Raw genomic sequence first — 11575 nt, forward strand, 5'->3', positions numbered from 1 at the left:
CAGTTTATGTCTGGTGGCCATAGCGAGGTGGTCCCACGCCTTCCCATTCCGAACAGGACCGTGAAACGCCTCAGCGCCGATGATAGTGCAGATACCTGTGTGAAAGTAGGACACCGCCAGACTCCCCATTCAGATGCCCCGACCTGATGGTCGGGGCATTGGTTTACCCGCCGACGGCGGTAAACAACCAGTTTTTCTGGTGACCATAGCAGAGTGGCCCCACGCCTTCCCATTCCGAACAGGACCGTGAAACACTCTAGCGCCGATGATAGTGCGGATACCCGTGTGAAAGTAGGACATTGCCAGAGCCCTTAAGCAAAGCCCAGACTTGTGTCTGGGCTTTTTGCTTTTTGCGCGTCGCTATCGAATGGCCTGCGGTGAATGGTATCCTGCAGCTTGCTTATCACCTTGTGCCGGCATCTGGCCGGCATCTGCCGAGAGTATTGTCATGTCGTATCCTGCGCCCCTGTTTGAAGACAAAATCTGCCCGCCGGAGCAACTGGCGGAAAAGTTGGCCGCATTGCCGCGTCCGATCGTGTTTACCAATGGCTGTTTCGATATCTTGCATCGCGGCCATGTGACTTACCTTGCGCAAGCTCGCGCCCTGGGCGCGAGCCTGGTGCTGGGCCTGAATACCGATGCTTCGGTAAAACGGCAGGGGAAAGGCGATGATCGCCCGATCAATAACGAGTTGAACCGTGCGGCGGTGTTGGCCGCGCTGGAAAGCGTCAGCCTGGTGACCTGGTTCGATAGCGATACCCCGGCTGAACTGATCGAACAGGTGCGGCCGGATGTATTGGTCAAAGGCGGCGACTGGCCGGTCGACAAGATCGTTGGCAGTGCCGAGACCCTGGCGCGTGGCGGCGAGGTACATTCCATCCCCTTCCTGTTCGACACCTCGACCACGGCGACCATCAAGAAAATCCGTACCGTGGACGGCAAATGAGCGCACTTGCCTTTGCCGTGCTGCGCCAGCTGGCTGATGGTCGCTTCCATTCCGGCGAGGATATGGCGCAGGTGCAGGGTTGCTCGCGCACCCTGATCTGGCAGGCTGTACACAAGCTGGAAAACGATTTCGGCATGACGGTGTTCAGCGTGCGCGGGCAGGGCTACCGCTTGCCGCAAGCGTTCGAGTTGCTGGAAGTGGCGCGTGTTCGTGCCGGTTTGGATGACGTTGCGGCCAACGTGTGGACCCTGGCGACGGCGGATGAAATCGACTCTTCCAATACCCAGCTGATGATGCGCGCGGCGCAGGGGGCGCCGCATGGTTTGGTGCTGGCGGTCGAGCGGCAGACTGCCGGTCGCGGACGTCTGGGGCGGCGTTGGCAGATGCCACTGGGTGCGGGTCTGACATTCTCGGTGCTGTGGCGTTTCGATCGCGGTTTATCCGGTCTGGCAGGGTTGTCGCTGGTGGTCGGTGTCGCCATGGTGCGAGCCTTGCGCAGTTTCAAGGTGCCGGTGCAGCTGAAGTGGCCGAATGATGTGCTGCTCAATGGGCGCAAGCTGGCCGGTATCCTGATCGAGTTGTCCGGCGATGCCCTGGGCCCGGCGGCCGTGGTGATCGGCATCGGGCTGAACATGCAGTCGCCGGGCGAAGTGGATCAGCCGGTTGCCAGTCTGGCCGAAGCCGGCTGCCAGGTTGGCCGCAACGCCTTGCTGGCCGAGTTGTTGAACCAGCTGGCCGCGGTGCTGGCCACTTTCGATCGCGAAGGCTTTGCCGCATTCCGGAACGAGTGGACCGACTGCGCCGCCTTCCTGCAACAACCGGTGCTGCTGCGCTTCAGTCATGGCGAACCGGTAGCCGGGGTGGCGCTTGGCGTGGATGACCACGGTGCGCTGCTGGTGGATTGCGATGGCGAACAGCGGGTGTTTCACGTCGGTGAAGTCAGCCTGCGGGCGGCATCATGAAACTGCTGATCGATGCCGGCAACAGCCGGGTGAAATGGGCGCTGTGGGATGGTGCGCAGCTGGGGCCGGTTACCGCGCTGGCACATGATGAGCTGGCGCGGCTGGCGGCCGACTGGCGCGGCTTGCCGCTCACCGCGGTGTATGCGGCCAACGTTGCCCATGCGCAGATACGGCAGCAGATCGAGCAGGCTGCGCCGCTGGCGGTGCAGTGGCAGCGTGCGCAGCAGGCCGCGCTCGGTGTGCGCAATCATTACCGCCATGTGGCCGAACAGGGTGCGGACCGCTGGCTGGCGGTGCTCGGTGCCCGCCGGCTGTGTGCCGGCGATGTGGTGGTGGCCTGTGCCGGCACCGCATTGACGGTCGAGGCGCTGACCGCGGAGGGCGATTATCTCGGCGGGCTGATCCTGCCCGGCTACCGCCTGATGCTGCAATCGCTGGCACAGAATACGGCCAACCTTGATCGTGCGGCCGGTCAAGTCAGTGCTTTTCCGCAAGGTACCGAAGATGCGTTGGCCTCCGGCGCCATCGATGCGCTATGCGGCGCCATCCAGCGCATGCAGCAACGCCTGGCAACACATACCGGGCGGATGCCGCAACTGCTGTTGAGCGGCGGTGATGCCGAACGACTGGCTGCCGCTCTCCCGCCTGAGGCGCGGATAGTGGATAATCTGGTTCTTTATGGCTTAGCGAGCGTGGCAGACTGCTGATGAAGTGGCTACTGGGAGTGCTACTGGCGCTTAACCTGTTTGCAGGGTTATACGCGCTGATCAAACAAAAACCGGAGCGCGATCTGAGGGCGCAGGAAATCAATGCGTCGCAGCTGAAGCTGCTGCCGGCTGACTGGAAACCGCCGCAGCCGGCATCGGAGGCACTGGCCAGTGCGCCGCAGGCTGAAAGCGCCTCCGCACCATTGGCTCAACTCGAGTCGGCACCGGTCGCGGCAAAGCCTGCCGCCAAGCCAGCGAGCAAAGCGGCGGCTTCCGCACCCGCTGTGCCGGCCGCCAAGCCGGCTGACAACAAACCGCAGGCGGCAAGCAAGCCGCTCGATGCCAAGGCCGCCAGTGTCGCGAAAACTGCGGCCAACCTGTGCCGCAGCTGGGGACCGCTGGATCCCAAGCAGCTGGAGCGGGTGCAGGGCGGCCTGCCGGCACTGCAGCTGGCAACCGGCCCGGAAGCCAGCGTGAAAGAAGCGCTGCGTGGTTCCGGCCGCATCTGGGTGTTCTACCCGCCGCTGGCAACCCAGGCCGAGACCCAGACCCTGGTGTCCGAACTGCGCAGCAAGGGTTTCGACAGCTACATCGTCAAGACCGATGGCAACTTCCGTAACCACCTGTCGCTGGGCCTGTTCAGCAAAGAGGAAGCAGCCCAGGCATTGATAAAGCGCTTGAAGGATGCCGGCTATAACAAGGCGCAGCTGGATGTCCGTGGCGAGCGTACCCGCGTTACCACGTTGAACTTCAAGGCGCTGGATGATGCCGCTGTCACCCGCCTCAAGAGCTTGCAGCAACGTCTGTTACCGGGGATTCCGCTACAGGAGTGCCACTAGCATCCACAGGCAGGCCGGTTATGGCCTGCCTTTTTTCTTGCCGACTATGCGCCGACAGCACTTCACCCGCCTGCTGGACCAGCGGGTACGGACCCGCAGCCTGTACCGCGAGCCACTGACCTGGCAGCTCGGCGGCGCCATGGCGTTTATTGCCGGCGCGCTCAATGCCGGCGGCTTTCTGGCGGTACAGCGCTACACCTCGCATGTCTCCGGCGTGGTGTCGTCGATGGCCGACAACCTGGTGCTGGGCGATATCGGCGCCACGTTGGCCGCATTCGCCTCCTTGCTGAGTTTCATCGGCGGCGCGGCCCATGCGGCATGGCTGATCAACTGGGCCAGACGGCAGCGGCTGCGTAGCGGCTATGGCGTATCGCTGATCGAAGAAGCCGCCTTGCTGCTGCTGTTCGGCCTGGCCGGTGCCGCGCTGGCGATCGCCCCGGACTTCTTCGCGCCGCCCATCGTATTGCTGCTGTGCTTCATCATGGGCATGCACAACACCATCGTCACCAAACTGTCCGGCGGCCTGTTGCGCAGTACCCATATGACCGGCATCGCCACCGATATCGGTATCGAACTGGCCAAGGCCAGTTACATCAACCGCGGCGGCAGCGGCAAGGTGCCGGAGGTGCGCGCCAACCGCGAGCGGCTGCAGATCTACCTGTGGATTCTGGGCAACTTCTTTGTCGGCGGGGTGATCGGCGTGCTGGGCTTCCGGCATCTGGGTTACAGCTTCAGCGTACCGCTGGCGCTGTTCCTGTTGTTGCTGGGGCTGCGGCCGCTGTGGTACGACCTGAAACTGCGCTGGCGCTGGAGGCGTCAGCGCCAGAACGGACGTATCGCTACCGGCGAGTCATAGTTGCGTCATCAATTCGTCACGGTTGTTTGATCTGGGTGTCATGTTGTTTGCTTATGGTTGGCAGCGCACAAACTGATACTTGCCACCACGAGGCCAACATGTCTGACAGCTACAAGATCAAACACCACGGCGTTGAAACCGCTTCCAACCAATCTGCCAACCTGCTGCTTTCCGAAGTGATGGATGCGCGCTTTTCCCGTCGCGGCCTGCTGAAGGGCTCCGGTGCCGCCGGTCTGGCCGGCGTGCTGTCCGGCAGCTTTGCCGCGCTGGCCGAAGCCGCGCCGCTGCCGTTTGCCCGCAAGCCGCCGCAGCTGGGTTTCAAGCCGGTGCCGTTTGGTTTTGAAGACAAGGTGGTGGTGCCGGAAGGCTATATCGCCGAGGTGCTGTACGCCTGGGGCGATCCGGTCGGTATCAAGGGCAATATGCCGGCGTTCAAGCAGGATGCCTCCAATACCGCCGCCGAGCAGGCTGTCCAGGCCGGCATGCATCACGACGGCATGGCCTACTTCCCGCTGCCGCTGGGGGCGACCGGCTCCAAGCATGGCCTGATGGCGATCAACCACGAATACACCGACGACGGCCTGCTGCACGTCGACGGCATGAATAACTGGAGCGCCGACAAGGTGAAGAAGGCCCAGGCCGCGGTCGGGGTGTCGGTGATCGAGGTCGAGGCCAATGGCAAGGGCTGGAACGTAGTGCGTCCGTCCAAATACGCCCGCCGCATTACTGCCAACACCCCGATCGCCATCGGCGGCCCGGCGCGCGGTCATGCACTGATGCGGACCGACGCCGACCCGCGTGGCGTCGAGGTGCTGGGCACGCTGCAGAACTGCGCCAACGGCCAGACGCCGTGGGGCACCTACCTGACCTGTGAAGAGAACTGGGACGGCGTATTCGTCAACAACTCCGGCCAGCTGACCGAGCTGGAAAAGCGCTACGGCATTTCCGCCAAGGACGCCGGTTACAACTGGGCGTGGGAAGATTTCCGCTTCGACCTGCAGCTGAACCCCAACGAAGCCAACCGCTTTGGCTGGGTGGTGGAAATCGACCCGTTCGATCCCAAGTCCACGCCGGTGAAGCGCTCTGCGCTGGGCCGCTTCAAGCACGAGGGCGCGACCGTCACCATCGCCCCGTCCGGCCATGCCGTGGTGTACATGGGCGATGACCAGCGTTTCGAGTACATCTACAAGTTCGTGTCCAAGCACAAGTACGACCCGAAAAACCGCAAGGCCAACATGCAGCTGCTGGAGGAAGGCACGCTGTACGTGGCGCGCTTCGATGCCGATGGCAGCGGGCAGTGGCTGCCGCTGGTGCATGGCCAGCACGGGCTGACCAGCGACAAGGGCTTTGCCGACCAGGGCGAAGTGGTGATCAAGGCACGCATGGCTGCCGACATCCTTGGCGCCACCAAGATGGACCGTCCGGAATGGATCGCCGTCCACAGCCACAAGCCGGGCGAAGTGTACTGCACGCTGACCAACAACTCCGAGCGCGGCAAGGATGGCAAGCCGGGCACCGATGCGGCCAACCCGCGCAAGCACAACCTGTTCGGCCACATCATCCGCTGGAACGAGGCTAACGGCGATGCGGTGTCCACCGCCTTCAAGTGGGACATCTTCGTGCTGGCCGGCCGTCCGGACGCCGACAAGGAAGAACACAAGGGCAATATCCACGGCGACTACTTCGGTAGCCAGGATGGCCTGAAGTTCGACAACAACGGCGTGCTGTGGGTAGAAACCGACGTGTCGACCTCCACGGTCAACATGAAGGAATACAAGGGCATGGGTAACAACCAGATGCTGGCCGTGGTACCGGAAACCGGTGAATTCCGCCGCTTCCTCACCGGCCCGAACGGTTGCGAAATCACCGGTATCGCCTTTACCCCGGACAACAAGACCATGTTCATCAACATCCAGCACCCGGGCGAACCGGCGGACGAGCGCAACGACCCGGCCAAGCCGCTGGCCATTTCCAGCTGGCCGGATGGCCCGAAAGCCGGCCGCCCGCGCTCGGCCACCGTGGCAATCCGCAAACTGGATGGCGGCATCATCGGCAGCTAAGCCCGCCGTCAGTCCAGCAAAACCGCCCTGCAATGCCGGGCGGTTTTGTTGTTAGCGGTTGCTGGCAAGCGTCGGGACAGGCCGACGGGGCTGTTCCACCTTTTATGCACGCGTGTCACATTCGTGTTTCCGAGTCGACTTGGCAGAACGGTATCACTTACATTGAGCCGGACAACAAGACCAAGGAGCTGGGTATCAACCTGGGGATGCGCTTCTAGATCGCGTGATGGTTTGCTATGACAAAGCCCGGCAATGGCCGGGCTTTGTTCATGCGGGCGGTGGGCAGCGTTGGCCGTCCGGCTGGCTGCGATCACTGGTGGCGGGATGGCTGGCAAACCAGCTGTGCTGGTCTGGGTTGGCCGCACGGTCGGATCGCACCTCTTTTTCGATGCGTTGCAGGCCGTAACCCAGCAGGCAAGGCGACAACCCCTGGCGGCGCAGGGCTGCGAAGGCGAAGCTGTCGGCCTCACGTTCGTGTTCGCGACTGTAGCTGGCATTGGCCAGTGCCACCGGCAGGGCCAGGGTAAGGCTGCTGGCATCACCGGTAATCAGTGTCAAAGCGGCCAGTACGCCCAGGTTTTCCACGGCGCTGCGCAAGCTATGGCGGCCTTCTACATGGCCAGCTTCATGGGCCAGGATGGCGGCGAGTTCATCAGGTCGGTTGATGATCCGCAGTAACTGGTCCGTGACCACAATGGTGCCGCCAGGCAGCGCAAAGGCATTCGGGCCGATTGGCGGAGCATCGCGCAGCAGCACCTGGTAATGGTAACGGCTATGGGCCGGTAACAAGGTCGCCAGACGAGTCTGCAGCGCCTGCTGTTGGGTGGCAGGTAGTCGGCTGGGCTGCAGCAACTCGTTTTGCTGTAGCCACTGCAGGGTGTGTGTGGCCAGCTGCTGCTCGGTGCCGACCGGTACCCATTGCACCAGTACGCCTGCCAGTAATGGCAGTCCATAGCGCCAGGCGGTCCAGCAGATGGCGATGGCGGCCAGCAGAGCCCCCAGCAGTACACGCCAGCTTTGTTGCAGCCAGTGGCTGCTGCGTTCGGCCAGTGGCAGGCCGCCAATCAGGCGGCGGATTGCCAGCCGGTCGGCAACTTCCAGTGTGCTGCCATCCGGCAGATGCAATACGTCCGGCAAGGTGTCTACGCCAGCCTCCAGCCGTACGTCGGCCAGCCAGTAGCGGCGGCTGTCATTGCCGTTGCTGACGATCAGTTCATCCTCGCTGCGGCCAACGTTGGCCGCATGCGCCTGCGGGCTTTTGCCATCCCGCCACCAGGCCGTGATGGTTACCATCCCAGATCCAGTTCCAGCAGGTCAGCCAGCTCGTCGCCACGGGCATCATCCAGTTCGTTCAGCTCGGCGCGCAGGCTGGCCAGATCGCCGGCACCGAACAGGGCGATGTGCTCCAGCTGTGCCCGCAGGGTGCGGATACGCACCCACGGCCAGGCCAGCCCGAGACTGCACAGCAGTGCCAGGGCATTGGAGAGGTGCAGCCACAGCATGTGGCGGGTGGAAATCCAGTTCTCGATACGGTGTGACTGACCGTTCAGCGCCAGTGTGGTGTGATTCAGCAGAACCCGGTTGATGGCCATGCGGGCATAACCCAGGCTGGCCAGCAGCCAGGCGGCCATCAGCGCACCGATGAAGGCGAAATCGACACTCTGCATGCTGCCGGAGCCGAACCAGCCGTTTACGGTTGCGGGCAGGGCGATGGCATCACCGACTTTCCAGATCAGTCCGCCCAGCGCGCCAAAGGCAGCCAGGTAGAGCAGCGCGCTGAGCAGGCAGCCCACTCCTGCCAGGTACAGGCGACCGATGCAGTCCTGCTGCTGCAGGCGGGCCTGCCCCAGCGTGCTGTGCTGTAGCAGATAGCGGCGTCTGATCAGCGTTGCGCGAGGCCAGAACAGGCCGAAAGTAAACGTCGTGGTCAGCCAGCTTTTTACGTACGCCAGATAGGCTTGGCCCACCTTGCCATCGAAACGCAGTCGCATCTGGTTCCAGCTGGTGTTGGCCAGACGAAAGCGCATCGCCTGCACTGCCAGCCAGGGGGCCAGCAGAAAGGCGGCCATGCCCAGTAAGCCTTGCAGGGCCGGTGACCAGCTACCGGATAATTGCCACAGCAGGAACAAGGCCAGCATCAGCAGGCGGCCTTTCAGGATGGCGCCGGGCTTGCCGTGGTAGTCGAAGCGACCGCCAGCCAGCCGGGTATGCCCCAGCAGGAAGCGCTGGACGCGCACCTTGGCCCAGGCCGAGTAGATGCCCAGTGTCAGCACGGTCAGTATCAGGTTGCCGAGCCACAGCCGGTAATAACTGCCAGTGTCAGCCGAGAACTCGAACGGCAGGCAGTCCTTGCGGTGTGGCTGTTGTATCGTTTGCTGCATGGCGTCATCTTCCCACGTTAAGTGTTTAATTTTCCATCACAAAGCTTGTCGCGGCAGCGGCAACACGGCACACTGCGCCCTGCGTGCCGCGGGGTGCGCCAGCCTCAAACCGTCGGCTGTACAGATGGACGGTAATCGCCGTGGCGTCACCGCGGCGTGCTCTCTATCAGGAGCGAACATGTCTGACGATCAAATCAAGGGTGATGGCGCCATCCGCCGCCAGAGCCTGTACGGCTCCTCCATCGAAAATACCTACGCCGGCGTGCTGTCCTTCATGCGCCGCAACTACACGCGCAATCTGGAAGGCGCGGACGTGGTGGTATCCGGCATTCCGCTGGACCTGTCCGTTACCTTCCGCAGTGGCGCGCGTCAGGGCCCGCAGGCGATCCGCGCCGCCAGCGTGCAGCTGGCCGAGCTGAAGCCGTATCCGTGGGGCTTCGACCCGTTTGACGATCTGGCGGTGATCGACTACGGCGATTGCTGGTTCGATGCGCACAATCCGCTCACCATCAAGCCGTCCATCATCGAACACGCGCGCACCATCCTGGCCTCCGGCGCCAAGATGCTGACCTTCGGCGGTGACCACTTCGTCACCTATCCGCTGCTGATCGCACACGCCGAAAAATACGGTAAGCCATTGGCATTATTGCATTTCGATGCCCATTGCGATACCTGGCCGGATGACGAGCCGGACAGCCTCAACCACGGCACCATGTTCTACAAGGCGGTAAAGGAAGGCCTGATCGACCCGGCCAAATCGGTACAGGTCGGCATCCGCACCTGGAACGATGATTTCATGGGCCTGAACGTGCTGGGCGCACCGTGGGTGCACGAGCACGGTGTCGATGCCACCATCGCCGAGATCAAGAAAACCATCGGCGATGCGCCGGTGTACGTCACCTTCGACATCGACTGTCTGGACCCGGCATTTGCCCCGGGCACCGGCACCCCGGTACCGGGTGGTCTCACCTCGGCGCAAGCGCTGAAGATCATCCGCAATCTGGGCGATCTGAACATTGTCGGCATGGACGTGGTGGAAGTAGCACCGAGCTACGACCAGAGCGAAATCACCGCCATCGCCGCCGCCCACATCGCCTGTGACATGCTGTGCCTGATGCGCAACAAGAAGGTGGAAGGCAAGCTGTAAGCCTGCTGCTGCGGCCAACGTTGGCCGCAGCAGCAGGCTTACAGCTTGCCTTCCACCTTCTTGTTGCGCATCAGGCACAGCACAGCAGGTAGGCCGGATGGCCGTCGAGAATCGATAGCTGTACGAAGCCGCCACGCTGCACGGCCATCAGCCGCGCCACGTTGAAATCGGTGCCCAGCAGCTCGGCCAGCAGCACGTTGATCACACCGCCGTGGCTGACCAGCACGCGGTGACTGCCGCGTGCCTGCTGCATCCAGTCGGCAAAACCGGTCAGCACCCGGGTGCGGAAGGCATCGAAGCGCTCGCCGCCTTCCGGCGTCAACAGGCCGCGAGCCAGCAGCGTCTGCCAGTCCGGTGTGGTGGCGGCGATATCGGCCAGCGGCCGTTGCTCCCAGCTGCCGAAGTCGCACTCGGCCAGCAGTGGCGCCACATGCAGCGGCACGCCGCCGGCCAGCGCCTGCTGCACCGCGAACTCGCGGCAACGCTGCAATGGCGAAGTAGCGATGCTGGTCACCGGCGCATGGCGCACGATGCGTTGCCAGCTGGCGGCCATGGCGCCGCGGCCAAGCTCGTTCAATGGCAGATCGGTGCTGCCGATCAAGCGGCCGTGGTGGTCGATGTCGCCGTGGCGCAGCAGGGTCAGCGTGTACGGGTTCATGCCGGCTCGCTCTTGCCGGCGACGCCGGCCTCGGCAAAGGTGGCCATGCCGGCGTGCAGGGCAATGGCCTGTTGCAGCAGGGGAATCGCCAGCGCGGCGCCGGAGCCTTCGCCCAGGCGCAGGCCGAAGTCGATCAGCGGCGTCAGCCCCAGCGCCGCCAGCGCCAGGGCGTGACCGGTTTCCTGCGAGCAATGGCTGGCCAGCAGCCACGGCGTGATGTCCGGATTGATCGCCCGTGCCGCCAGCGCGGCGGCGGTGCTGATGAAACCATCCAGCAGCAGCGGCACGCCCTGCGCCGCGCCTTCCAGATAGAAGCCGGCGATGGCGGCGATTTCCAGCCCGCCCAGCTCGGCCAGCAGCGCCTGGCCGTCCAGCTCCGGCACAACCCGCGCCAGCGCATCGGCCACCACCTGGCATTTCAGGCGTAGCGCCTCGTCGCCGACGCCGGTGCCGCGGCCAACGATGGCCTCGGGACTGTGGCCGCTCAGGCGGCAGATCAGCGCCGCCGATGGCGTGGTGTTGCCAATGCCCATGTCGCCGGCGATCAGCAGGCTGGCACCGTCGGCAATGGCGCGGCGCGCGGCCTGGCGGCCAACTTGCAGCGCGGCCTCGCACTCGCTGGGGCTCATCGCCGGTTCGTGGCGGATGTTGCCGCTGCCGGCACGCACCTTGGCCTGCACCACCGGCAGCGCGGACAGATCGGCAGCCACGCCGGCATCCACCACCTCCAGCCGTGCCTGGTTGGCGCGCGCCAGCACGCTGATGGCGGCGCCGCCGTGGACAAAGTTGGCCACCATCGCGGCGGTGACCTCCGGCGGATAGGCGGAAACGCCTTCGGCGCACACGCCGTGGTCGCCGGCGAACACGGTAATGGCCGGTTTCAGGGTTTGCGGGATGTCGCGGCCCTGCAGGCCGGCCAGGGTGATGGCGATGTCTTCCAGCTTGCCCAGGCTGCCGGCGGGCTTGGTCAGTTGTTGCTGGCGTGCGGCGGCGGCCTGGCGGGCGGTCAGGTCGGGGGC

General features: G+C 63.9%; 11 protein-coding genes and 2 rRNA genes. 9 read left to right on the plus strand and 4 right to left on the minus strand.

The annotated features are described in order from the left end of the window. The first annotated feature begins 9 nt into the window (after positions 1-9). The 8 genes from rrf (HU218_RS02710) (at position 10) to HU218_RS02745 (ending at position 6370) form a co-directional block, all read left to right on the plus strand. Positions 10-122: ribosomal RNA gene (gene rrf / locus HU218_RS02710) — 5S ribosomal RNA — on the plus strand. A 73-nt stretch (positions 123-195) separates the two neighbouring features. Further along, positions 196-308 (plus strand): 5S ribosomal RNA (gene rrf, locus HU218_RS02715). A gap of 140 nt (positions 309-448) precedes the next feature. After that, positions 449-946: a D-glycero-beta-D-manno-heptose 1-phosphate adenylyltransferase gene (gene rfaE2, locus HU218_RS02720; RefSeq protein ID WP_174873416.1), complete on the plus strand. Its 498-nt coding sequence runs from the start codon at positions 449-451 to the stop codon at positions 944-946. Next, complete coding sequence (locus HU218_RS02725) at positions 943-1908, plus strand: biotin--[acetyl-CoA-carboxylase] ligase (RefSeq protein ID WP_174873417.1); 966 nt, start codon at positions 943-945, stop codon at positions 1906-1908. Before rfaE2 ends, HU218_RS02725 begins: the two co-directional genes overlap by 4 nt. Then, positions 1905-2615 carry a type III pantothenate kinase gene (locus HU218_RS02730; RefSeq protein WP_174873418.1) on the plus strand — a complete coding sequence of 237 codons (711 nt, stop codon included), beginning with the start codon at positions 1905-1907 and terminating at the stop codon, positions 2613-2615. The genes HU218_RS02725 and HU218_RS02730 overlap by 4 nt, the downstream gene beginning before the upstream one ends. After that, positions 2615-3454: an SPOR domain-containing protein gene (locus tag HU218_RS02735; protein WP_174873419.1), complete on the plus strand. Its 840-nt coding sequence runs from the start codon at positions 2615-2617 to the stop codon at positions 3452-3454. Before HU218_RS02730 ends, HU218_RS02735 begins: the two co-directional genes overlap by 1 nt. A 46-nt stretch (positions 3455-3500) precedes the next feature. After that, positions 3501-4310 (plus strand): YoaK family protein, encoded by an 810-nt coding sequence (locus HU218_RS02740; RefSeq protein WP_174873420.1) that lies wholly within the window; start codon positions 3501-3503, stop codon positions 4308-4310. Positions 4311-4408: 98 nt separating this feature from the next. Next, on the plus strand, positions 4409-6370 hold the full coding sequence (locus tag HU218_RS02745) for a PhoX family protein (protein ID WP_174873421.1): 1962 nt from the start codon (positions 4409-4411) through the stop codon (positions 6368-6370). Between the two features lie 267 nt (positions 6371-6637). Here the strand turns inward: HU218_RS02745 and HU218_RS02750 are convergent, their stop codons facing one another. Beyond that, positions 6638-7663, minus strand: coding sequence for a M48 family metallopeptidase (locus HU218_RS02750; RefSeq protein ID WP_174873422.1), 1026 nt, complete (start codon positions 7661-7663; stop codon positions 6638-6640). Next, positions 7657-8751: a YjgN family protein gene (locus tag HU218_RS02755; protein ID WP_174873423.1), complete on the minus strand. Its 1095-nt coding sequence runs from the start codon at positions 8749-8751 to the stop codon at positions 7657-7659. The genes HU218_RS02750 and HU218_RS02755 overlap by 7 nt, the downstream gene beginning before the upstream one ends. A gap of 178 nt (positions 8752-8929) precedes the next feature. On the opposite strand from HU218_RS02755, the gene speB reads away from it, so the two are divergent. Further along, positions 8930-9898 carry an agmatinase gene (gene speB, locus HU218_RS02760; protein WP_174873424.1) on the plus strand — a complete coding sequence of 323 codons (969 nt, stop codon included), beginning with the start codon at positions 8930-8932 and terminating at the stop codon, positions 9896-9898. 70 nt (positions 9899-9968) lie between these two features. Here the strand turns inward: speB and HU218_RS02765 are convergent, their stop codons facing one another. Continuing rightward, complete coding sequence (locus tag HU218_RS02765; RefSeq protein ID WP_174873425.1) at positions 9969-10556, minus strand: histidine phosphatase family protein; 588 nt, start codon at positions 10554-10556, stop codon at positions 9969-9971. Beyond that, positions 10553-11575, minus strand: a 1023-nt coding sequence (gene cobT, locus HU218_RS02770; RefSeq protein WP_425509242.1) for a nicotinate-nucleotide--dimethylbenzimidazole phosphoribosyltransferase, incomplete at its 5' end; no start/stop codon positions are given. The genes cobT and HU218_RS02765, both read right to left, overlap by 4 nt.

The organism is Vogesella oryzae, from assembly GCF_902829295.1.
Classification (GTDB): Bacteria; Pseudomonadota; Gammaproteobacteria; order Burkholderiales; family Chromobacteriaceae; genus Vogesella; species Vogesella oryzae.